Source organism: Caulobacter sp. DWR3-1-2 (assembly GCF_049896225.1).
Taxonomy (GTDB): Bacteria; Pseudomonadota; Alphaproteobacteria; order Caulobacterales; family Caulobacteraceae; genus Caulobacter.
The window spans coordinates 287,187-308,334 of record NZ_JAFCTW010000004.1; the positions used below are offsets into that span (position 1 = coordinate 287,187).

A 21,148-nucleotide genomic window follows, 5' to 3' on the forward strand; every position below is an offset into this window, starting at 1 on the left:
TGGCGCGGAGCGCCGCTGATGCGGCCGGCGCTTGAAGCCTATGGCTTGGGGTTGAGCATGGCCGCGACGCGCTTGGTCAGGACGTCGGGCGTAAAGGGCTTGACCAGATAGCCATCTGCGCCGGCGTCCATGGCCTCGCGGACGGTGGCGAGATCGCCCTTGGCGGTCATCATCATCACCGCGGCGTTCACCCGTTGGTAGCGGCGCAGCAGGCGCAGTAGGTCAACGCCTGTCATGTCGGGCAGCTGAATGTCGAGCAAGACGAGATCCCACTTCGAATTCTGCAGGGCCTTCAGGCCCAACTCGCCCGTGCCGACGGAGGAGGTGTTGTAGCCGAGTTGGGACAGCACGAGCTCGACGTACTGGCGCACCAGTGGATCGTCTTCGATGATCAGAACGGCGGCCATCACGTTGCTCTTTCGTCGGTGCTCAACGGTCAAGCCGCCGGTGTCCCCAAGCCAAAGTCTACGGGGTCGGATATGAGTCGCGCTACAACGTTACGGAGATTCCGGTCCCTTTCTTAGAGCACAGTCTGGCGAGCGCCGCCTGGATTTTGCTCGTCCAGCAATGTTGTTTACGTGGAGGTGTTGCGCGCTTGCTTGCGTTGGCTTGCGTGCGCCTCCGGTATGATAGCCATCATCGGCGGCTCGGTTCTTGGAGCGTGACCGGGACGGCCAGCCGCTGGGCTAGGGCTTTGCCGCATCGACAACCGCGCCGAACGGGGCCCAAAGCGATCCGGCGGCGACCACGGAGCGCCGGCGCGAGAAGGTGGCGCGCAGGAAGCGAATGTCGGCCAGGTTGCAAATTTGAAGGCGTAGGGCCGCTTCGTTTTGCCGCAGCGTAGTGACCGCGTCGTTAACGGGCGCCTGTTTTCATTGGGCGCATAACCGGCGCATGAGCGTCTCGATTGCCGAAACCGCCCGACTCGCCGCCCTGCGCTCTTTTAGGGTGCTGGACACCGATCCGGAACCGGGCTTCGACCAGATCACGGGCCTGGCGGCGCAACTGTTCGACGCGCCGATCGCTCTGGTGTCGCTAGTCGATGATCACCGGCAGTGGTTCAAGGCTCGCATCGGACTTGAGCCCTGTTCGACCTCCCGCGAGCTGGCGTTCTGCGCCCATGCCATCGAACTGGGCCCGCAGGCGATCATGGTTGTGCCCGACGCCTCGCGAGACCCTCGGTTCAGGCAGAGTGTCCTCGTCACCGGCGCGCCAAACATTCGATTCTACGCCGGTGCGGTCCTCACCGACCGCGAAGGCCATAACCTTGGCACCCTGTGCGTCATCGACACCAAGCCGCGGCCCAGGCCCTCCGACGCGGAACTTGCGCAGCTGCGCGCCTTGGCCGATCTCGTCGTCGAGCGATTGCACGCCGCCCGCCTGGAGCGGGCCTTTGCCGAGCAACAGCGCATGCTTGGACTGGCCGAGGCTATCTCCGGCGTGGGCCGCTTTCGGTATGAAGTCCACGGCGGGCGGGTGACTTGGTCCGATGAGGTTTATCGCCTCTATGGCGTGGATCCGGCTGGGTTCGATCCAGGGGCTGTCGATCTTTTGTCGTTTCACCCCCTAGAGGATCAGGCCGAGCTTCGCGAGGCCTTCGCCAACGCGCTGGCGACGGCGAGCGGCTATGATCTCGATGTCCGAATCCTGCGCCCTGACTCAACGATGCGTCGCGCGGTGGTTCGTTCCGCCGCCGAACTCGACGAGCGCGGACGCCTGACGGCCTTGTTCGGCGTCATCCAAGATGTCACCGAGCAGCAGGAGGCTATCGAAAAAATTCGCCGCAGCAAAAGCCTCTACAAGCTATTGACCGAAAACATCGGCGATGTGGTCACTCGCATCGCCTTCGACGGCTCCAGCAGTTATATCTCTCCGGCGATCCAGCGGCTGCTCGGCTATAGCCGGGAAGACATGGTCGGCCTGCCGGCCCACGCCTTCGTGCATCCCGCTGACCGCGCCGAGATACTCGGGATCTTCCAGGCGATGGCGGCGGGACGCGAGGACGCGGTGCTGCAGCATCGCGCCCTGCACCACGATGGGCATGAGGTCTGGGTCGAGAGCCGCTTCCACCTTGTCCGTGACGCGCTCGGCGCGCCCTCGGCCATGGTCGTGGTCATCCGTGACATAGCGGAGCGTCGCACGCTTGAGGCGCATCTACGCGCCAGCGAGGCGCGGGTTGGCCGGATCATCGCTGACGCCTATCAGGCGATCGTCACCATCGACGAAGCTGGCCTGGTGACCGATTGGAACCGCTTTGCCGAAGTGACCTTCGGCTGGTCGGCTCAGGAGGCCGTGGGGCAGAGCCTGGCGCGGCTGATCGTTCCCGAAGCCCAGCAAGACGCGCACTCCGAAGGCATGCAGCGCTTCCTCAAGACCGGCGTCGGCGTCGTGCTCGATCGACGGATCGAGGTGCCGGCGCGCCGGAAGTCGGGCGAGACCTTTCCGATCGAATTGGCGATCAGCGCCACCCAGGGCCCAGCCGGCTGGCAGTTCACGGCGCTGATGCACGACATTAGCGAGCGCACAGCGCAACTCGAGCTTTTCGAAACGTCCTTCCACTATGCGGCGATCGGCATGGCGCTGGTGGCGCCGGATGGCGGCTTCGTGAAGATCAACGGGGCCTTCTGTCAGTTGATTGGCTATGAAGAGGCCGAGATTCTGTCGCTCGATTTCCAGACCATAACCCACTCCGACGATCTGGAAGCCGACCTTGCTCTGCTTCAGCGGCTGGTGGCGGGCGAGATCACCAGCTACGCCATCGACAAGCGCTATATCCGCAAGGACGGCCAGATCGTCTGGGTTAGCCTGACGGCCAGCGCCATGCGCGAAGCGGACGGGTCGGTACGCCACTTCATCGGCCAGGTGCAGGATCTGACCGCCCGGATAGAGGCGCAGGAGGCGCTTGAGCAGCAAACCCTATCCCTGGCCGCAATGGCCACGCAGCTATCGTCGGCCAAGGATGCGGCCGAGGCGGCCAACCAGGCCAAGAGCGATTTCCTGGCCAATATGAGCCACGAACTGCGCACGCCGCTGACCGGCGTGATTGGATTCTCCCGTCTCCTGGCGGAGAGCGCCAATCTCACCGAGGAGGATCGCCACCGGGTCGGCATCGTCCGCGAGGGAGGCGAGTCCCTCAACACCCTGATCAACGATCTGCTCGATTTCTCCAAGCTCGAGGCCGGCGCGGTCGAGCTGGAAGCGCGCCCGTTCCTCGTCTGCGATCTGGTTTCCGAGGCGTTGGCGATGGTCGAACCACGCGCCGCCGAAAAGGGCCTCCGCCTGACCTTGACCGGCGATGACGCCGGAGTGCTGATCGGCGACAAGTTCCGGCTGCGTCAGGTGCTGCTGAACTTCCTGTCGAACGCGATCAAGTTCACCGCAGTCGGAGTAATCGTTGTCGACGTGCGGTGTCTCGCGATGGACAAGGGCCGGCAAGCCGTCCGTATCTCGGTCCGTGATAACGGCATCGGCATCTCGTCCGAGAAACAGGCGGCGCTGTTCAAGCGGTTCTCGCAGGCTGACAGCACGATCAGCCGCACCTACGGCGGGACTGGCCTTGGACTAGCGATCTCGCGCGAACTGATCGAGCTTATGGGCGGCGCCACCGGCTGCGACAGTGACGAAGGCGAGGGGGCGACCTTCTGGCTGGAACTGGCTTTACCCGTTGGCGTCCAGGCCGCGATCCAAACCGCGCAGCCCGTCGCGCGGGTTTTCTATCCTGGCCGGCTGGTGCTCGTCGTGGACGACGTCGCGATCAATCGCGAGCTCTGCCGCGTGCTGCTCGAACAGCTTGGCTGCGAGGTGATCCTGGCCGAAGACGGTCAAGCCGCGATCAATGCGGTTCGCGCCGAGCCGGTCGACCTCGTGCTGATGGACGTCCACATGCCGGTGATGGGCGGGATCGCCGCGACCCGGACCCTTCGCGCTGAAGGCTATCTGCAACTGCCGATCCTGGCCTTGACCGCCAGCGGCGGCGCCCACCAGATCGCGTCCTGCCTGGAGGCGGGCATGCAGGGTCATCTGCTCAAGCCGCTTTCGCCGGACCTGCTGGCCAAGGCGTTGGCACAGGCCTTTGATGGGGCTGAAGAGGCGGTGAGCCAAGCCGAGGCGAGCGAGCCCAGCCTCGCCGACGAGCTCTCGGCCTGCGCGGCCTTTGAGACCGCCATGGGTGCTGCGACGCTCACATTCGTAGCGATGCTGCAGGACCAGTTGCTAGAGCTGCTCGTGACCGATGATGTTGAAACGTTGCGTTGCGAAGCCCACCGGATCGCTGGCTCTGCTGGAACAGTGGGCATGGTTCGGCTGACGGCTGCTGCGCTGAGTCTCGAAGCGAGCTGCATGCCAGAAGCCGACACGACAAAAGCCCTTAAAACCGCACGCGCGGCGTTGACGACCGCACGGTCCGCGCTGGCGATCTGGCGAGCACGTTTGGAAGACGCCATTGCAAAGCCGGAGTCTGAAACCCAATGAGGTTTTACGGCGGCGAGATTTCCTCGACGGCGCACTGGCCCTCTGCGTCGCCGACACAGTGAACCCGTGTTCCGACCACCCCAAACCAATACGGGCTCACCTCATATGTGGACGACCCCCTCCTCGCAAGTTGATAGGCAGTCGTTTGGATCAGATCGCTTGCTTTCATATGTCCGGCCTTTTGAGGTGTCCGCATATGAACACTGGCCAAGATGGTTTCCGCGATGAGAGTTGCAGACAAGGTAGCGGCCTCTTGAGGCCATTGCGGTGATCGGAGTATTTTTCATCATGGATCGATCGATCACACCATCTGGCTTTTCAACACGCTAATGGTGAGATTCAGTCGCTTGGAACCCGCCCAAATCCTTCTCGGGAAAGGGATCGAGCGATTTCCAGGGGGACTCAAGCGTCGCGTTCTATCCACTAGTTGAACCGCAGGTGTGCGTGACGTGCCCTTCCTTCCTCCCCCTATTTCACGGGGGTCGTTTCGGAGGGCTTGCGGGTCTTGAGATCACCGCCCAAAGCGGTCTTCCGGCACGGGTCGGCCCCCTCGGGTTGGAGCGATTGGCTAGCAGACGGACGGCGTCAGCCGGCCTTAACCACGACCACGAACGCTGTCATGGCCACCGCCATGATCACCGTCAGGCCGGCGAGCTGGGTCCAGAACGCCTTCACCATCGCGCGCTCGATCGCCACCGTCTGCGCCTCGATGGCGGCGACGATGATGTCTCCGGGTTGGGGCGTGGGCGTGGTCTGCGAAGGCGTCATGGGAAGGCCCTTTCGATCCGAGGCCAGCCTACACCCGATGCGCGGGATTTTCGACGGCCGACACCGGACACAGTGGATCGACAACCACGCCCCTACCGCCGCGACCTACCAAGTCACCAATTCCGCCGTAGGGAATCCAAGCTTCTTTTTATCTACCGACCCATCCCAGCTCAACCTTCCGGATTTGTACTCTTCCGTCGTATAAAGTCTATTTCCAATAAATATCAACGCACTTACTAGAGCACTTATCGAATCTATACCAACCCCGTTACTCTCAATATTTTTGTTCAATCCGCTTACCTTATAGTAACATAAATAATCTCCAAAAGACCCGACATCTTCAACAGGCGCAAAAACGTCCACATGGACCGCATCCACATCATCAAGCTGAAGTACGCGCCGCATTATAACTTCCACGTCTTTCAATCCTTCTAATTTGCTGCTGCGGCGGCGAGTCCCCCGACACCAATTGCAGTCGCGGTAATTGCTCCGCACGGCTCCATCACCACACACGCCCCAACCGCAACACCAGCACCAACCGCGACGGCACCGCGCGCAACTTGCTTTGCGCTAGGAAGCGGAATGTTCAAATGGGGGACAGAGAGAGAAGTCACCAAGGGCGGTAGAGGCCTATTGTTACGTCGAGCCCAGTCTCTCGCTTGCGCGCTAGCGTAATAGGCAGCCCTAAGAGCGGCCGGCTTAAGCCCACGGCAGAAGTTCATCTCAATTTTTCGTTCAGTTTCAAAGTTGTCGTCATCGTCAGATGGCCCCTCAGGCGTTGGCCTAAACGGATTAATATTTGGAAGCGATATTAACGCGACACGACTGTTCGGAAGATGGTCATAGCAATTCCTGTCGCAGTTGCCTGCGGACGAAGGCGTGCAGACCTGCTCAGTTCCCGGTGGCCCACCGACACAGCCTCCAGCGCTAGCCAAACCGCTCGGATCGGAGTCATTGATCGGGTCGTTATGGACGTAGGCGTACCAGTTCAGCCCATCGCCATAGCCGATGGGGTCGGTTTGGAGAAACCGCCCCAACGTGGGCGAATAGGCGCGGGCCTTGTAATGATAGGCGCCGAAGTCGGGCAGCCAGACCTGGCCGATGAACTTGAAGCGGCCGCTGTTGCCCGCGCGGGAATGCCGTACTCGTCATAGGTGTTGGTGGTGGTGGTCACCGCAGCGGCGCTGTCGGTGGTGGCGATGATCGAGCCCTGCTGGTCGGCGGCCAACCAGCGGCGACTGGCGGCGGGCGGCGTGGCAGCGCCGCTCGCGCACCAGACCAGCGGCTCGTCGGCGCCGGGGCCGTGGAGGTAACGGCGCAACATGGCGCCTCGGATTGGGGCGACGGGCGCCGTGTTCGGCTCCCAAAAGGACGGTGTTAGCCGGCCTTCACCACGACCTGGACGGCGTCAAAAAGAGTGTGTCCCCGTTTTCTAGCGATGAGGTCACCAAGATCGGGAACATCCTCAAACGCTTCGAGGAACAAACATAAAATGACCTCCAGCTTCGGAGACGCCTTCAGAATCCCAAAGTCACAGGCCTGCAAGCAAGGCCTCATTTCATGTGCGATTCACCTGCCCTGTGGGGGATGTGTCGGCGCAGCGGCGGAGGGGGGAGTGATTGGCAGGCGGCCGGTTCCAGGATTGACGATCCTCGAACTCCCCTCACCGATCGCTTCGCGATAGCCTCCCCCACAAGGGGAGGACTTGCTACTTCGTCTCTTCCTGCAGGACCCCGATCACCCGGCCCCCCTTGGCGCCCTGGACGATGACGACGGTCTTCAGCCCCTCGTCTGCGGCCTTGGACAGGCGATACAGCTTGGGTCGGCCATTCCACGGACCCAGCTTGACCAGTTCGCGCACCACGTTGCGGTGAACCAGGGTCTGGCCGCGATTGTCGCCGCGCTTGACCACGATATCCTGCTCCCGCGGATCATAGCGCACCAGCCAGACCTCGCCGCCGCCGCGCGGGGCGGGTCCCGAGCCGACCGCGACGCGCGCGCCGGCCCCGACAAATTCCATGTCCGGCGGATTGAACGGAGCCTTGGCCGCCGCCTTGACCAAGCTCTCGACCGCCTCGGCCTTGGCGCCGGAAGCCTGCTCGCGGCCTGCGATCACCACCTGCGGGGTCGGCACGTCGCGTTGCGAGAACTTCTGGGCGTAGGCGCGCTGGCGGGCGGCGAAGGCCGGCTTGGCGAAGGTGTCGGTCCAGCCCAGATAGTCCCAGTAATCGACCGAATAGGTCAGGGCCAGCACGCCCTTGTCGTCGGCAAGGTCGGCGACGACCTGGTTGGCCTTGGCGCAGGACGAGCAGCCCTGGGCGGTGAACAGCTCGACCACCACCGGCGGCTGGGCGGCGAACGCCGGCCCCGCCGCAAGACTGGCGAAGGTGGCGGCGACGAGAGAGAGAAAGGCCTGACGCATGTGCGCGCACTTAAGCCAAGATCGCGCCTCGTGACCGTTCACGAGGCCGTGAAGGCGGCTTTTCACGGGGAAAAGCATCCCGACACGCGAAAAGCTCAAAGAAAAAGCCGGGCCCAACGGACCCGGCTCTCTCATTCGCAGGCTCGAGAGCCCAAAACGCTCTGGCGTCAGTCAGCCTTGGCCAGGTTGCGCAGCACGTAGTTCAGCACGCCGCCGTTCTTGAAATATTCAAGCTCGGTCGGGGTGTCGATCCGGCAGCGGACCGGGAAGCGGGCGATGCGGCCATCGGTCGGGCGATAGAGCTCGACGATCAGTTGCTTGCGCGGCGACAGATCCTGAAGGCCACGGATCGAGACGATCTCCTCGCCGGTCAGTTCCAGCTTCTGCCAGCCCTCCTGCAGGAACTGCAGCGGCAGGACGCCCATGCCCACCAAGTTCGAGCGGTGGATCCGCTCGAAGCTTTCGCAGATCACCGCGCGGACGCCCAGCAGCTTGGTGCCCTTGGCGGCCCAGTCGCGCGACGAGCCCGTGCCATATTCCTTGCCGCCGAACACGACGGCCGGACGGCCCTCGGCCTGGTACTTCATGGCCGCGTCATAGATCGACATCACCTCGCCCGAGGGGAAGTGCTTGGTCACGCCGCCTTCGATGTCCGGGGTGATCTTGTTGCGGATCCGGATGTTGGCGAAGGTGCCGCGCATCATCACCTGGTGGTTGCCGCGACGCGCGCCATAGCCGTTGAAGTCCAAGGCGTCGACGCCGTGGGCGATCAGATACTCGCCCGCCGGGCTGGTCTTCTTGATCGAGCCGGCAGGGCTGATGTGGTCGGTGGTGATCGAGTCGCCGAACACCGCCAGGACGCGCGCTTCGACGATGTCGACGACCGGAGTCGGCGTCATCGAGATGTTGGGGAAGTAGGGCGGGTTCTGCACATAGGTGCTGTCACCTTCCCAGGCGTAGGTCTGGCCGCCGGAGATCTTGATCCCCTGCCAGTTCTTGTCGCCCTTGAAGACGTCGGCGTAGCGGGTGGCGAACATCTTCTCGGTGACCGCCTTGCGCTGAACGGTGGCGATCTCTTCGTTGGTCGGCCAGATGTCCTTCAGGAAGACGTCATTGCCTTTCTTGTCCTGGCCCAGCGGCTGGGTGGTCAGGTCGATCTTCATCGAGCCGGCCAGGGCGTAGGCCACCACCAGCGGTGGAGAGGCCAGATAGTTGGCGCGAACGTCGGGGTTCACCCGGCCTTCGAAGTTGCGGTTACCCGAGAGCACGCTGCAGGCGACCAGGTCGGCCTCATTGATCGACTTGCTGACGTTTTCCGGCAGCGGGCCAGAATTGCCGATGCAGGTGGTGCAGCCGTAGCCCACGAGGTTGAAGCCCAGGGCGTCGAGGTGCTTGGTCAGGCCGGCCTTGGCCAGATAGTCGGTGACCACCTGCGAGCCAGGGGCCAGCGAGGTCTTCACCCAGGGCTTGGTCTTCAGGCCCTTGGCCACCGCGTTCTTGGCCAGCAGGCCGGCGGCGATCAGGACGCTAGGGTTGGAGGTGTTGGTGCACGAGGTGATGGCCGCGATGACCACGTCGCCGTGACCGACGTCGAAGTTCTCGCCCGTCACCGGCACGCGCAGGTCGACGCTGTCGGCCTTGCCGAACTCACCAGCCAGGCTCTCGGCGAACTTGACGGCCGACTCGGTCAGCAGCACGCGGTCTTGCGGACGCTTGGGGCCGGCCAGCGACGGCAGGACGGCCGACAGGTCCAGTTCCAGATGGTCGGTGAACACCGGCTCGGCGACGCCGGGCTCCCACCACAGACCCTGTTCCTTGGCATAGGCCTCGACCAGGGCCACGCGGGCGGCGTCGCGGCCGGTGCCCTTCAGATAGGCGATGGTCGCCGCGCTGATCGGGAAGAAGCCGCAGGTCGCGCCGTATTCCGGGGCCATGTTGGCGATGGTCGCCTGGTCTTCCAGGGTCAGGGTGGCCAGGGCCTCGCCGTAGAACTCGACGAATTTGCCGACCACGCCCTTCTTGCGCAGCATCTGGGTGACGGTGAGCACCAGGTCGGTGGCGGTGGCGCCTTCCGGCATGGCGCCGGTCATCTTGAAGCCGATGACTTCCGGGATCAGCATCGGGATCGGCTGGCCCAGCATGGCCGCCTCGGCCTCGATGCCGCCCACGCCCCAGCCCAGGACCGACAGGCCGTTGACCATGGTGGTGTGGCTGTCGGTGCCGACGACGGTGTCGGGATAGGCGAGGGTCTCGCCCTCGGCTTCGCTGGTCCACACGGTCTGGGCCAGATATTCGAGGTTCACCTGGTGACAGATTCCGGTGCCGGGGGGCACGACGCGGAAGTTGTTGAAGGCCGACGAGCCCCAGCGCAGGAAGCGGTAGCGCTCGAGGTTGCGCTCATATTCCTTGGCGACGTTGTCGCCGAAGGCGTGCGAGGAGCCGAAATTGTCGACCATCACCGAGTGGTCGATGACCAGATCGACGGGGTTTAGCGGGTTGATCTTGGCCGGATCGGCGCCCAGCGACACCATGGCGTCGCGCATGGCGGCCAAGTCGACGACGGCGGGAACGCCGGTGAAGTCCTGCATCAGCACGCGGGCCGGGCGGAAGCTGATCTCGTGCTCGACCGCGCCCTTGTTATTGACCCAGCTGGCCACGGCCTTGAGGTCGTCTTCGCGCACCGAGACACCGTCCTCGTAGCGCAGCAGGTTCTCCAGCAGCACCTTCATCGACACGGGTAGCTTGCTGGTGTCGACCAGACCGGCTTCCTCGGCGGCGCGAAGGCTGTAATAGACGTAGGTCTTGCCGCCGACGACGAGTTCGCGGCGGGTTTTGAGGCTGTCTACGGACGCCATTGTGAAGGATCCCTTCTCTGTCCACGGCCGCCGGAAAACCACTCCCGGGATCGCGCGCTCGAGGCGGACCCACAGCGTCCATCCCCGCGCCGCGTACATCCCATCCAGGTTGGAGGGTGACGGCCGAGGGTCTCTTAGCCTTGGTCTGCGTCAACGTCCATGCACAGGGCAGGGTCTTGAGGGCTTTGGACCCATGTTGAGAACTATTCGCATCAAGGACCTAGGTCTTGTTCGTGGCGAGCGGCGGCTGTTCTCGGGCCTGAACCTTGAGATTCAGGCGGGCCAGGCCGTGGCCCTTACGGGACGAAATGGCGCGGGCAAGACCAGTCTGCTGCGCGCCGTGGCGGGACTTCTGAGATCGGCGGAAGGGACTATTCTGTTCGAGGGTGAGGCGGGCGAGCTGGAGGCCGAGGCGGCCCGGGCCGAGGGCCTGCACATGGTCGGCCATCACGACGGCCTGAAATCGACCCGCTCGGCCTGGGAGGAGCTGCTGTTCCAGACTCTTTGGACCGGCGGGTCGGAAGCGTCGGCGCGCGCGGCCGCTTCGAAACTCGACCTCGACCGCCTGCTCGACCTCGAGGTCCGCCGCCTGTCGGCCGGCCAGCGTCGGCGGGTCGCCCTGGCGCGGCTGCTGGCCAGCCCCCGCTCGCTCTGGCTGCTGGACGAGCCGATGGCCCCGCTGGACGCCGGTCACCGCGAGGGATTCGGCGCCGTGATGGCCCAGCACCTGGCCGGCGGCGGCATGATCCTAGCGGCGGTGCATGATCCGCTCCCTGTGCCTTGCCGGGTCGTGGAGATCGGCGCCCAGGACATGCGAGGATGAGGGCGTTCCTGATCCTGCTGCGCCGCGAGCTGGCCCTGGCCTGGGGCAAGGGCGGCGGACCCCTGCTGGCCCTGGCCTTCTATGGCTGCGTGGTCACCTTGCTGCCTTTGGCGGCCGGCCGAGCCCCCGAACGGCTGGCGAGCCTGGCCCCCGGTATCGCCTGGCTGGCCCTCGCCCTGGCCGCCCTGCTGTCGCTGGAGCGGCTGTTTGAGCGCGACTTCGAGGACGGGGCGCTGGACCTGCTGGCGCTCGGTCCCGCGCCGCTGGAAGCCGTGGCCGTGGCCAAGTGCCTGGCCCATTGGCTGGCGGCCGGCGCGCCCCTGGCCCTGGCCGCGCCCGCCGCCGCCCTGGGCCTGGGGGCCTCGCCGCACATCATCCCGCTGCTGATCCCCTGCGCCCTGGCCGGCGGCCTGGCCTTCTCGTTCCTCGGGGGACTGGGGGCCAGTTTGGCTCTGGGCAGCAAGCGCGGCGGCCTGCTGGTGGCGGTGATCGTCCTGCCACTCTACGTGCCGCCGGTGATCTTTGGCGCCGGGGCGCTGGACGCCCTGGCCGGCGGCCTGCCCTGGACAGGCGGGCTGTTGCTCTTGCTGGCCTATTCGGCAGCGGCGGTGGCGCTAAGTCCAATCGCCATGGCGGCGGCTTGTCGCAACGCCCTGGATTAGGGCGCGGAGTTCGGCCCAACCAAAACCCGCGACGCACCCCCTAGATCGGCCCGGCGCTCGCCGTGACCGGCGCTTCGCGCTGCTCGCCCAGCACCACGATGAAGCTGCCGGCGATGATCATCAGGCCGCCGGCCCCCAGGGCGAAGGTCAGGTGGTCGCCAAACAGCATGACCCCCAGGCTGGCGCCCATCAGCGGCTCGATATTGATGAACACGCCGGCGCTGGCGGCGTCGACGCGGGCCGCGCCAAACGACCAGGCGGCGGTGGCCAGCAGGGTCGCCAACACGCCCTGGCCGACCACGGCGGTCCAGACCAGGGGGCTGAGGCCCAGCTTGGGCGGGCCGTGCATCAACAGGGCGATCGGCAGGACCGTGAAGGTGGCGACGATCACCGTCACCGCCGGTATGGCCATCGGGGTCGGCGACGGCGGCGCGCGGCGTAGCACGAGCAGCCAGGCCAGGAAGATCAGCAGCGAACCCAGCGACAAGGCCACCCCCAGCGGCGAGCCCGCCCCGTCCGGCTTACCGGCGATCAGGGCCGCGCCGAGGGTCGCGGCGGCGACACCCAGCCAGGAGGCGCGGCTGACCTTCTCGCCCAGCAGCCTGGCGCTGATGGCGATCAGGGCCGGCATCGCGCCGACCAGCAGGGCCGCAAGGGTGACGCTGACATGGGCCAGGCCCTCGAACTGCACCATGAAGGCGATGCCATAGAAGGCGCCGGCCGCCAGGATCACCGGCGAGCGAAACAGCGCCCGGGTCTCGGCCCTGGCCAAGGCGAAGGGGGCAGCCGCGATCGCCGCCGTCGCGAACCGCAGCAGCACCATGTGGGCGGCGTCGGTCTCGGTCAGGATGAACTTGCCGAGCGGAAAGCCCAGGCCCCAGCAGGCGCCGGCCAAGGCGAGCGCGAGAAAGGCGACGCGTTTTTCCATCAGGGCCTCTTGCCGGAGTTCGGGCGCCGGCGCCACGCGGCTAGAGCTTCAGCCCAAACCTTGGCCCCACGGCGGTCATCAACAGATAGAGCCCGATGGTCACGCCACACCCTGTCAGCAGCGCGGGCCAAAAGCCGATCCCGCGACGCAGCAGGGCCGGAACGATCAGAAACATCGGCAGCGACGGCAGCACATACCAGAAGGTCGCCTCCACATGGGTGGCCATCCGCCCGACGTCGTGGATGTCGCGCCACAGCCAGATCATGCCCAGGATCGAGATCAGCGGCAGCGACGCCACAAAGGCGCCGAAGCCGGGCTGGCGCTTTGCGATCTCCGAGACCAGGGCGATGATCACCCCGGACAGCGCGGCCTTGGCGATCAGATAGAGCATAGAAGGGGCCTCCGGTTGGAACGGCGAGTGTCGCCCGCTATCAAACGCTTGCGCCGGCCGCGTTCGTCAATCCTGCAACATTGGCGGGTGGTTCTGACATTCCCACGTTACACGGCGGCGGGAGGTTGCGATCAGGGACGTCACTGGAGCCATCAACATGCGCCTTTCACCAAGCCGCCTGGCCATCATGGCCGGGGTCGCACTCAGCCTTTCCGCCGCAGTCGCCGTCGCCCAGAACGGTCCGCCACCGCCCGGTCCGCCCCCGATGATGGATGATGGTCCCGGTGGCCCCGGCGGTCCGATGATGCGCCATCATCGCTTCGATCCGGAGGCCCAAGCGCAGCACCTGCGCGACGTGCTGCAACTGCGCGCCGACCAGGACGGCGCGCTGAAGGCCTATCTGGCCGCCACCGCGCCCAAGGATCATCGCGAGGAGGGGCCCGGTCCAAAATCCGACGACGGTCCGCCCAAACGCCTGACCACGCCCGAGCGCCTTGACCGGGAGACCGAGTTCCTGGCCCGCGCCAGGGCGCGCATTGACGCCACCCGAAGCTTCTACGCCGCGATGTCGCCCAGCCAGCAGAAGGCCTTCGACGCCCTGGGTCCGATGGCGGGCGACCATGGCCCGATGATGCGCCATGTCGAATTTCGCCACTTGAAAGCCGGCCCAGCCGGCCGGCCGCCCGCGCCGGGCAAGGCCGACTGACCTCGCGGTTGGGATTGCGGGCGCCCCTCAGGTCTTCTAATGCACCGGTATGGGCGCCCGTGAACCTCACCACCCGCTGGACTTCCTGACCAACCCCGAGCGGTTCATGGTCTTTTCGCGCTGGGCCGCGCCGATGTTCGGCGCCGTCGCCACAGTGCTTGCCGTGGCTGGCTTGGTTTTGACCTTCGCCGCCCCTGAGGACTATCAGCAGGGCGACACCGTGCGGATGATGTTCATCCACGTGCCGGCCGCGGTCATCAGCATGTTCGTCTATCTGTGCCTGGGGATCGCCAGCCTGCTGTCCCTGGTGTTCCGCCACGCCCTGGCCGACGCCGCCGCCGTGGCCTGCGCGCCGCTGGGCGCGGCCTTCACCGTGCTGGCCCTGGCCACCGGCTCGCTGTGGGGCAAGCCAATGTGGGGAACCTGGTGGGTGTGGGACGCGCGCCTGACCTCGGTGCTGGTGCTGCTGCTGTTCTATCTCGGCTATCTGGCCCTGCGCTCGGCGCTGGAGGACGAGGCCAAGGCCGCCCGCGCCGCCGCCATCCTGGCCCTGGTCGGCCTGATCAACCTGCCGATCATCAAGTTCTCGGTCGCGTGGTGGAACAGCCTGCACCAAGGCAGCTCCACCCTGATGGCCAAGCCGGGCGACGCCCTGCCGGCGGTCTATGCCTGGCCGATGCTGATCATGACCCTGGCCTATCTGGCGGCCTTCGGGGCGCTGTGGCTGGTGCGGATTCGCGCCGGGGTCTGGCGGCGCAAGGCCCGCGCCTTGGCGCTGCAGGCGGCGGAGGGCTAGCGGCATGCAGTTCGATTTCGACGCTGGCAAATACGCGATCTACCTCTGGCCAGCCTTCGCCCTGACGGCCATCGTCTTCGTCTGGATGATCGCCGACAGCCTGGTCTCGGCCCGGCGCTGGCGGCGTGAGGCTGAGCGGCTGCAGGCCCTGCGCGACGCTCGCCGCGAGGTGGGCCCGTCGTGAAGCGCTGGATCGGCTTTACGCCCTTGATTGTGCTGATCGCTTTGGGCGTGCTGTTCGCCGGCTACGCGTTGAAGCACGACCCCCACGTTCAGCCGCACGCCCTGGTCGGCAAGCCGGTTCCGGCCCTGTTCCTGCCCGATCTCGACAACGGCTCCCTGGTCGCGGTGCACGATGCGCCCCCTCGCCAAGGTGTGGCCGGCCCGCGCCTGATCAACTTCTTCGCCTCGTGGTGCGCCCCGTGCCGCGTGGAGCAGCCGCAGCTGATGGCCTTGAAGGCGCGCGGCGTGACCGTGGTCGGCGTGGCCTACAAGGATGATCCCGCCCGCACTCGGGCGTTCCTGGCCGAACTGGGCGATCCGTTCGCGGTCAAGCTGGTCGATCGCAACGGCCGGGCCGGGATCGAGTTCGGGGTCACCGGCGTGCCCGAGACCTTCCTGGTCGGGGAGAATGGCAAGGTCTTGGCCAAGCACAGCGGGCCGCTGACCGACGCGAATGTCCAGGACTTGCTGGCCAAACTGCACTGAAAGATCACTCAGAACCGCGACCATTAACCGCGTGTTGACCATGCTCGCCGACTTTGCATTAACCATGATAGAGTCGCGCTCATGAGTACGATCCGCCCTGCCGGCTTGCAGCCCGTCCCGCAACGACCCGCCCAGGGCTCGACGGGCGTTGGCGGCTCGCGCGCGGCGGCGTTCTTCCAGGCGGCCGTGGCCGAGGCGGCGCCGACCCGCGCGGCCATCCCGCCGATCGCCGTCCAGCTGCAGACCCAGGCCCAGCCGCAACGTCAGGCCCCGGCGAGGCCGTTCGTGCAGCCAAGCGAGGCGCCGCAAAAGGTTCTGCGTCCGGGCTCGCTGTTGAACATCCTGGTCTGATTTCCTTCTACCCTTGCGGGAGACGGTGGCGGCCGAAGGCCGACGGATGAGGGGCCGCACCGCGGTTCGCGGCTGATCTCATCAACAACCCTCACCCGACCTCGCTGCGCGAGGCTGCCCTCTCGCGGAAGGGCAGAGGGGATCAGGTCGGCCAGGTCTCCGGGCTCATCGCGAGCACTTCGCCGGCCAGGTACAGCGACCCGCAGATCAGCACGTGCGGCGTCGGTTCGATCGCTAGCGCCTTGTCCAGCGCCGCGCCCAAGCTGTCGCAGGCGCAGGCCCGCAGTCCGGCCAGCTCGGCGGCCGCAGCGGTCTGGGCGGCGCTGGCGGCGGCGCCACCCTCGAAGGCCACCGAAAAGACCTTGGCCTTCAACGGCGCGAACGGCGTGAAGAAACCCGTTGCGTCCTTGTTGGCCAGCAGGCCGGCGACTAGCGCCACGGGGCGGCCGTCCCGGGCGGCCAGGTCGCCCAGCGCCCGGGCCACGGCCTGGCCGGCATGGGGGTTGTGACCGCCGTCCAGCCACAGATCGGCGCCGGCCGCCTTGGCGCGCTCGGCCAGGGGGCCGGCGGTCAGCCGCTGGAAGCGGGCCGGCCAGATCGCGCCGGCGACGCCCTGGGCTATGGCCGCTTCGTCGATGCGCGGGTCGTTCAGAAGCAGGATCGCGGCCACCGCCAGGCCGGCATTGGCGAACTGATGGTCACCCGGCAGGGTGGGGGCCGGCAGGTCCAGCAGGCGGTCCTGCATCTGCACCAGCAGCCGACCCCGCTCGTTCCAGGCGTCGAAGTCCCGGCCCATCAGGGTCAGGGGGGCCTCGGCGAGATCGGCCTTGCGCTCGACGACCCGTTCGGCCTCTTCGGCCTGACGGGCCGAGACGACGGGCGTGTTCGGCTTGATGATCCCGGCCTTCTCCCGGGCGATGGCTGACAGGGTGTCGCCGAGGAATTCGCGGTGGTCGATGTCGATCGGAGCGATGACGCTGAGGGCTGGGCTGACCACGTTGGTGGCGTCCAGCACGCCGCCGAGGCCGACCTCCACCAGGCACAGGTGGGCGGGGACCTCGGAGAAGGCCTGGAAGGCGGCGGCGGTGGTGATCTCGAAGAAGGTGATTGGCAGGCCGGCATTGGCCGCCTCGACCCGGTCCAGCACTTCGGCAAGGTGCTCGTCGGTGATCAGGCTTCCGGCCAGGCGGATCCGCTCAGCGAACCGCACCAGGTGAGGTGAGGTGAAGACATGGACCCTCAAGCCCGCCGCCTCGGCGATGGCGCGCAGATAGGCTACGGTCGAACCCTTGCCGTTGGTGCCGGCCACGTGGATCACCGGCGGCAGCCTGGTCTGCGGCTCGCCCAGCGCCGCGCACAGCCGGCGCATGCGCACCAGCGACAGGTCGATCAGCTTGGGATGCAGGGCCTGCAGCCGCGCCAGCGCGGCGTCATGGGCGCGGAGATGGTCGGTCATGTCTCTGAACCTTCCCTCCCCGTCATGCGGAGGGTGGCCCCGAAGGGGTCGGGTGGGGTTTGATGAGTCTGCGGCAGTGAAGCCCCACCCACCACTTCGTGGTCCCCCTCCCCATGACGGGGAGGGAAAAGCTCTTTGCACTACGCAGCTTTCAGCGAACGCCCCATCATCAGCGTGCCGAGGATCGAGCCCAGCACCGCCGGCAGGTCCTTGCGGGGCGTCACGCGGTCGACCATGCCCTTTTCGACCAGATATTCCGAGCGCTGAAACCCCGGCGGCAGGGTCTCGCGGATGGTCTGCTCGATCACCCGGGGGCCGGCGAAGCCGATCAGGGCGCCCGGCTCGGCTAGGTGGACATCGCCGAGCATGGCGTAGGAGGCGGTGACGCCGCCGGTGGTCGGGTCGGTGAGGACCACGACGTATGGCAGGCCGGCGTCCTTCATCTGGTTGATGGCCAAGGTGGTGCGGGCCATCTGCATCAGGGACAGGGCCCCCTCCTGCATCCGCGCGCCGCCGGCGGCGGTGAAGGCGATCAGCGGAACCTGGCGCTCGATCGCGGCCTCGGCGGCGGCGATGAAGCCCTCACCGGCGGCCATGCCCAGCGAGCCGCCCATGAAGGCGAAATCCTGGACCAGAACCACGGCCTTCGCGCCACCGACCACGCCGAAGGCGATGGCGATGGCGTCCTGTTCGCCGGTCGCCTTGCGGGCGGCGGCGAGGCGCTCCTTGTAGGGCTTGCCGTCGGAGAACTTCAGCGGGTCCTCGAACACCGCCGGGGTTGGCAGGACCTCGTATTCGGCGTCGTCGAAGGTGAACTTGAAGCGGGCCTCGGGGCCGATGCGCATGTGGCGTCCGGCCGGGGTGACCCACAGGGCCGCCTCCAGGTCGGAGCGGTAGATCATCTCGCCGGTGTCGGGGCACTTGACCCACAGGTTCTCGGGTGTCTCGCGCCTGGCGAACGCCCCGCGCACGCCGGGGGCGATGCGCGACAGCCAGCCGCCGCGTCGTTCGGCCCCGACCTTGGTCTTGTCGCCCTTCTTGGGGCCCGGAGTTTCAGCCATAGCCATAGCCTTTAGCCTCACGCCATTTCGAGTCGCGCCGATCGCACAGCCTTAGCCAGCTCCGACGCCTTGAGAAGAACCTTCTCGGTCACGTTTTCGTTCAACTGGGCGGCCGCCTCGATTTCGTCCACCAGGGCCGAGCCGACCACCGCCGCGTCGGCCACGCGGGCCACGGCGGCGGCTTGTTCCGGTGTGCGGATGCCGAAACCGACGGCGACCGGCAGGCCCGAGGCATTGCGCAGCCGGGTCACGGCCAAGGCCACATTGGCGGGGTCGGCCGACTTGACGCCGGTCACGCCCGCCACCGAGACGTAATAGACGAAGCCCGAGGTGCGGCGGATCACCATCGGCAGGCGCTTGTCGTCGGTGGTGGGGGCGGCCAGTCGGATCAGGGCGATGCCCTCGGCCTCCAGGGCGTCCGACAGGGGGTCGGCCTCTTCCGGCGGGCAATCGACGATGATCAGGCCATCGACGCCGGCCGTCGCAGCGGCGGCGGCGAAGGCTTCGAACCCGCGATTGAGCACCGGGTTGAGGTAGCCCATCAGGATGATCGGCGTGTCGTTGTCGCCCTGGCGGAAAGCGGCGACCAGGTCCAGCGTGCCCTGCAGCGTCATGCCCGAGCGCAGGCCACGCTGGGCGGCGCGCTGGATGGTCGGACCCTCGGCCATCGGGTCGGAGAACGGGAAGCCCAGCTCGATCAGGTCGGCCCCCGCCCCCGGCAGGCCCTTGAGCACGCTCAGCGTGGTGGCGGCGTCGGGATCGCCGGCCATGATATAGGTCACGAAGCCGGCGCGGTTCTCAGCCTTCAGGGCCGCGAAACGGCGGTCGATACGGTCGTTGGTCACGTCAAATCGCCCCTAGATCTTCCGCCCGAGAGCCTCGGCCACCGTGAAGATGTCCTTGTCGCCGCGGCCGCACAGATTCATCACCACGATCTTGTCCTTGCCCAGCTCGCGAGCGATGTCGCCGACCCGGGCCAGGGCGTGGGCCGGCTCGAGCGCCGGGATGATGCCTTCCAGCTGCGAGCACAGCATGAAGGCGTCCAGCGCCTCCTGGTCGGTGGTCGAGACATATTCGGCCCGGCCGATCTCGTGCAGGAACGAGTGCTCCGGCCCGATGCCTGGATAGTCCAGGCCCGCCGAGATCGAGTGGGCGTCGATGATCTGGCCGTCGTCGTCCTGCAGCAGATAGGTGCGGTTGCCGTGCAGCACGCCCGGACGGCCGCCGGTCAGGGAGGCGGCGTGCTTGTCGGTGGAGACGCCATGGCCGGCCGCCTCGACGCCGATCAGCCGCACGCCCTCGTCGGCCAGGAAGGGGTGGAACAGGCCGATGGCGTTGGAGCCGCCGCCGATACAGGCCACCACGGCGTCGGGGAGCCGGCCTTCCATCTCAAGGATCTGGGCGCGGGCCTCGATGCCGATCACGCTCTGGAAGTCGCGGACCATCACCGGATAGGGGTGCGGCCCGGCCGCCGTGCCGATCAGGTAATAGGTGTCCTCGACATTGGTCACCCAGTCGCGCATCGCCTCGTTCATGGCGTCCTTGAGGGTGCCGGTTCCCGAGGTGACGGGGCGCACTTCCGCGCCCAGCAGGTTCATGCGGAAGACGTTGGGCTTTTGCCGCTCGACGTCGGTGGCGCCCATATAGACCACGCACGGCAGGCCGAAGCGGGCGCAGACGGTGGCGGTGGCCACGCCGTGCTGGCCGGCCCCGGTCTCGGCGATGATCCGGGTCTTGCCCATGCGCATGGCCAGCAGGATCTGGCCGAGGGCGTTGTTGATCTTGTGCGAGCCGGTGTGGTTCAGCTCGTCGCGCTTGAAATAGATCTTGGCCCCACCGAAATGCTCGGTCAGGCGCTCGGCGAAATAGAGCGGGCTGGGCCGGCCGGCATAGTGGGTGTTGAAGCTGGTCAGCTCGGCCTGGAACGCGGGATCGGCCTTGGCGGCGGCATAGGCCTCGCCCAGTTCCAGCACCAGCGGCATCAGGGTCTCGGCCACATAGCGGCCGCCGAACTCGCCGAACCGGCCATTGGTGTCGGGATAGGCCGAATAATCGTTGGGCTTGGCGGGGGCGTTCGTTGGGACGTTCAAAGGACCATCCAGGGTTCAGACGCGTTTCACGGCGTCCAGGAACGCCGTGATCAGAGCCGGGTCCTTTAGGCCGGGACCTCGCTCCACGCCAGAGGAAACGTCTACCAGGGGCGCCGCCGAAGCCTTGACCGCTTCTGCGACGTTCCAGGGATCCAGGCCCCCGGCCAGGAAATGCGGCCGCGAAAAGCGCCGGCCTTCCAGCAAGCTCCAGTCGAACCGCGCGCCGGTGCCACCGGGCAGGACCGAGCCCTCCACGGGCCTGGCGTCGAACATCAGGTGCTCGACGACGCCGTCGAAGGCGGCGGCCTTGTCGACATCGGAGGCCGACGAGACCGAGAAGGCCTTGATCATCCCGGCCCCGGAGCGGGCGCCGATCTCCCGGACCCGGGCCGGGGTCTCGCGGCCGTGCACCTGGATCAGGTCGGGCTTGAGGGTGGCCATCAGCCGGTCGATCAGGGCGTCGTCGGGATCGACGGTGACGGCCACGGTCTTGACCGGCCCCTGGCGCAGTGCGGCGGCCAGACGGGCGGCGGCTTCGGGGGTGAGATTGCGGGGGCTCTTGGCGAAGAACACGAAGCCGACGAACGCCGCGCCGCCGTTCACGGCGGCGGCGAGCGTCTCGGGGGTAGAAAGCCCGCAGATCTTGGCGCTAGTCATGAGG

22 protein-coding genes are annotated in these 21,148 nt (G+C 66.6%); 8 read left to right on the forward strand and 14 right to left on the reverse strand.

Annotation, left to right across the window (positions count from 1 at the left end):
• Positions 1-38: 38 nt before the first annotated feature.
• Entirely contained in the window at positions 39-407 is a 369-nt protein-coding gene (locus tag ACP696_RS08005) for a response regulator transcription factor (RefSeq protein ID WP_426010656.1), read from the reverse strand.
• Positions 408-894: 487 nt separating this feature from the next.
• On the opposite strand from ACP696_RS08005, the gene ACP696_RS08010 reads away from it, so the two are divergent.
• A complete protein-coding gene (locus ACP696_RS08010; RefSeq protein WP_426043647.1) occupies positions 895-4,470 on the forward strand; it encodes a PAS domain S-box protein in 3,576 nt (1,191 codons plus the stop codon).
• A 585-nt stretch (positions 4,471-5,055) separates the two neighbouring features.
• On the opposite strand, the gene ACP696_RS08015 is transcribed toward ACP696_RS08010, so the two are convergent.
• From ACP696_RS08015 to acnA, 6 genes are all read right to left on the reverse strand, one after another.
• On the reverse strand, positions 5,056-5,238 hold the full coding sequence (locus ACP696_RS08015) for a hypothetical protein (RefSeq protein WP_426043648.1): 183 nt from the start codon (positions 5,236-5,238) through the stop codon (positions 5,056-5,058).
• Between the two features lie 105 nt (positions 5,239-5,343).
• On the reverse strand, positions 5,344-5,643 hold the full coding sequence (locus ACP696_RS08020) for a DUF6968 family protein (protein ID WP_426043649.1): 300 nt from the start codon (positions 5,641-5,643) through the stop codon (positions 5,344-5,346).
• A gap of 26 nt (positions 5,644-5,669) precedes the next feature.
• Positions 5,670-6,341: an RHS repeat-associated core domain-containing protein gene (locus ACP696_RS08025; RefSeq protein ID WP_426043665.1), complete on the reverse strand. Its 672-nt coding sequence runs from the start codon at positions 6,339-6,341 to the stop codon at positions 5,670-5,672.
• Entirely contained in the window at positions 6,227-6,562 is a 336-nt protein-coding gene (locus ACP696_RS08030) for a hypothetical protein (RefSeq protein ID WP_426043650.1), read from the reverse strand. Before ACP696_RS08030 ends, ACP696_RS08025 begins: the two co-directional genes overlap by 115 nt.
• Positions 6,563-6,946: 384 nt before the next feature.
• On the reverse strand, positions 6,947-7,660 hold the full coding sequence (locus ACP696_RS08035; protein WP_426029432.1) for a DUF1223 domain-containing protein: 714 nt from the start codon (positions 7,658-7,660) through the stop codon (positions 6,947-6,949).
• 167 nt (positions 7,661-7,827) lie between these two features.
• Complete coding sequence (acnA, locus tag ACP696_RS08040; protein WP_426043651.1) at positions 7,828-10,515, reverse strand: aconitate hydratase AcnA; 2,688 nt, start codon at positions 10,513-10,515, stop codon at positions 7,828-7,830.
• Positions 10,516-10,708: 193 nt separating this feature from the next.
• On the opposite strand from acnA, the gene ccmA reads away from it, so the two are divergent.
• Entirely contained in the window at positions 10,709-11,338 is a 630-nt protein-coding gene (ccmA, locus tag ACP696_RS08045) for a heme ABC exporter ATP-binding protein CcmA (protein WP_426010647.1), read from the forward strand.
• Positions 11,335-12,000, forward strand: coding sequence for a heme exporter protein CcmB (gene ccmB / locus ACP696_RS08050; RefSeq protein ID WP_426010645.1), 666 nt, complete (start codon positions 11,335-11,337; stop codon positions 11,998-12,000). Before ccmA ends, ccmB begins: the two co-directional genes overlap by 4 nt.
• 40 nt (positions 12,001-12,040) lie before the next feature.
• Here ccmB and ACP696_RS08055 read toward each other — a convergent pair whose 3' ends face one another.
• Both ACP696_RS08055 and ACP696_RS08060 read right to left on the reverse strand, forming a co-directional pair.
• On the reverse strand, positions 12,041-12,928 hold the full coding sequence (locus ACP696_RS08055; protein WP_426010644.1) for a DMT family transporter: 888 nt from the start codon (positions 12,926-12,928) through the stop codon (positions 12,041-12,043).
• 40 nt (positions 12,929-12,968) lie between these two features.
• Entirely contained in the window at positions 12,969-13,319 is a 351-nt protein-coding gene (locus tag ACP696_RS08060) for a DUF3147 family protein (RefSeq protein ID WP_426010642.1), read from the reverse strand.
• Between the two features lie 157 nt (positions 13,320-13,476).
• Here ACP696_RS08060 and ACP696_RS08065 point away from each other — a divergent pair, with 157 nt between their 5' ends.
• The 5 genes from ACP696_RS08065 to ACP696_RS08085 all read left to right on the forward strand — a co-directional run bounded on the left by ACP696_RS08065 (position 13,477) and on the right by ACP696_RS08085 (position 15,880).
• Positions 13,477-14,025: a Spy/CpxP family protein refolding chaperone gene (locus ACP696_RS08065; protein ID WP_426010641.1), complete on the forward strand. Its 549-nt coding sequence runs from the start codon at positions 13,477-13,479 to the stop codon at positions 14,023-14,025.
• 49 nt (positions 14,026-14,074) lie between these two features.
• Entirely contained in the window at positions 14,075-14,821 is a 747-nt protein-coding gene (gene ccmC / locus ACP696_RS08070) for a heme ABC transporter permease CcmC (RefSeq protein WP_426010640.1), read from the forward strand.
• Between the two features lie 4 nt (positions 14,822-14,825).
• Positions 14,826-15,005, forward strand: coding sequence for a heme exporter protein CcmD (ccmD, locus tag ACP696_RS08075; protein ID WP_426010639.1), 180 nt, complete (start codon positions 14,826-14,828; stop codon positions 15,003-15,005).
• Positions 15,002-15,529 (forward strand): DsbE family thiol:disulfide interchange protein, encoded by a 528-nt coding sequence (locus ACP696_RS08080; protein WP_426010638.1) that lies wholly within the window; start codon positions 15,002-15,004, stop codon positions 15,527-15,529. Before ccmD ends, ACP696_RS08080 begins: the two co-directional genes overlap by 4 nt.
• 81 nt (positions 15,530-15,610) lie before the next feature.
• A complete protein-coding gene (locus tag ACP696_RS08085) occupies positions 15,611-15,880 on the forward strand; it encodes a hypothetical protein (protein ID WP_426010637.1) in 270 nt (89 codons plus the stop codon).
• 142 nt (positions 15,881-16,022) lie between these two features.
• On the opposite strand, the gene ACP696_RS08090 is transcribed toward ACP696_RS08085, so the two are convergent.
• The 5 genes from ACP696_RS08090 to ACP696_RS08110 all read right to left on the reverse strand — a co-directional run bounded on the left by ACP696_RS08090 (position 16,023) and on the right by ACP696_RS08110 (position 21,144).
• Positions 16,023-17,336, reverse strand: coding sequence for a bifunctional folylpolyglutamate synthase/dihydrofolate synthase (locus ACP696_RS08090; RefSeq protein WP_426043652.1), 1,314 nt, complete (start codon positions 17,334-17,336; stop codon positions 16,023-16,025).
• Positions 17,337-17,476: 140 nt separating this feature from the next.
• Positions 17,477-18,403 carry an acetyl-CoA carboxylase carboxyltransferase subunit beta gene (locus ACP696_RS08095; protein WP_426010634.1) on the reverse strand — a complete coding sequence of 309 codons (927 nt, stop codon included), beginning with the start codon at positions 18,401-18,403 and terminating at the stop codon, positions 17,477-17,479.
• Positions 18,404-18,414: 11 nt separating this feature from the next.
• Complete coding sequence (gene trpA, locus ACP696_RS08100; RefSeq protein ID WP_426010632.1) at positions 18,415-19,242, reverse strand: tryptophan synthase subunit alpha; 828 nt, start codon at positions 19,240-19,242, stop codon at positions 18,415-18,417.
• A 12-nt stretch (positions 19,243-19,254) separates the two neighbouring features.
• Positions 19,255-20,487: a tryptophan synthase subunit beta gene (trpB, locus tag ACP696_RS08105; RefSeq protein WP_426010630.1), complete on the reverse strand. Its 1,233-nt coding sequence runs from the start codon at positions 20,485-20,487 to the stop codon at positions 19,255-19,257.
• Between the two features lie 15 nt (positions 20,488-20,502).
• Positions 20,503-21,144, reverse strand: coding sequence for a phosphoribosylanthranilate isomerase (locus tag ACP696_RS08110; RefSeq protein WP_426010628.1), 642 nt, complete (start codon positions 21,142-21,144; stop codon positions 20,503-20,505).
• Between the last annotated feature and the right edge of the window lie 4 nt (positions 21,145-21,148).

Excerpts from the sequence above, each read along its gene's own strand:
- ccmB (WP_426010645.1), top strand. The coding sequence starts at position 11,335 with ATGAGGGCGTTCCTGATCCTGCTGCGCCGCGAGCTGGCCCTGGCCTGG.
- ACP696_RS08090 (WP_426043652.1), bottom strand. The coding sequence starts at position 17,336 with ATGACCGACCATCTCCGCGCCCATGACGCCGCGCTGGCGCGGCTGCAG.
- acnA (WP_426043651.1), bottom strand. The coding sequence starts at position 10,515 with ATGGCGTCCGTAGACAGCCTCAAAACCCGCCGCGAACTCGTCGTCGGC.
- ACP696_RS08060 (WP_426010642.1), bottom strand. The coding sequence starts at position 13,319 with ATGCTCTATCTGATCGCCAAGGCCGCGCTGTCCGGGGTGATCATCGCC.
- ccmA (WP_426010647.1), top strand. The coding sequence starts at position 10,709 with ATGTTGAGAACTATTCGCATCAAGGACCTAGGTCTTGTTCGTGGCGAG.
- ACP696_RS08010 (WP_426043647.1), top strand. The coding sequence starts at position 895 with ATGAGCGTCTCGATTGCCGAAACCGCCCGACTCGCCGCCCTGCGCTCT.
- ccmC (WP_426010640.1), top strand. The coding sequence starts at position 14,075 with ATGGGCGCCCGTGAACCTCACCACCCGCTGGACTTCCTGACCAACCCC.
- ACP696_RS08020 (WP_426043649.1), bottom strand. The coding sequence starts at position 5,643 with ATGCGGCGCGTACTTCAGCTTGATGATGTGGATGCGGTCCATGTGGAC.
- ACP696_RS08055 (WP_426010644.1), bottom strand. The coding sequence starts at position 12,928 with ATGGAAAAACGCGTCGCCTTTCTCGCGCTCGCCTTGGCCGGCGCCTGC.
- ACP696_RS08065 (WP_426010641.1), top strand. The coding sequence starts at position 13,477 with ATGCGCCTTTCACCAAGCCGCCTGGCCATCATGGCCGGGGTCGCACTC.
- ACP696_RS08095 (WP_426010634.1), bottom strand. The coding sequence starts at position 18,403 with ATGGCTATGGCTGAAACTCCGGGCCCCAAGAAGGGCGACAAGACCAAG.
- ACP696_RS08030 (WP_426043650.1), bottom strand. The coding sequence starts at position 6,562 with ATGTTGCGCCGTTACCTCCACGGCCCCGGCGCCGACGAGCCGCTGGTC.
- ACP696_RS08005 (WP_426010656.1), bottom strand. The coding sequence starts at position 407 with ATGGCCGCCGTTCTGATCATCGAAGACGATCCACTGGTGCGCCAGTAC.
- ACP696_RS08015 (WP_426043648.1), bottom strand. The coding sequence starts at position 5,238 with ATGACGCCTTCGCAGACCACGCCCACGCCCCAACCCGGAGACATCATC.
- ACP696_RS08110 (WP_426010628.1), bottom strand. The coding sequence starts at position 21,144 with ATGACTAGCGCCAAGATCTGCGGGCTTTCTACCCCCGAGACGCTCGCC.
- ACP696_RS08085 (WP_426010637.1), top strand. The coding sequence starts at position 15,611 with ATGAGTACGATCCGCCCTGCCGGCTTGCAGCCCGTCCCGCAACGACCC.
- ACP696_RS08035 (WP_426029432.1), bottom strand. The coding sequence starts at position 7,660 with ATGCGTCAGGCCTTTCTCTCTCTCGTCGCCGCCACCTTCGCCAGTCTT.
- ccmD (WP_426010639.1), top strand. The coding sequence starts at position 14,826 with ATGCAGTTCGATTTCGACGCTGGCAAATACGCGATCTACCTCTGGCCA.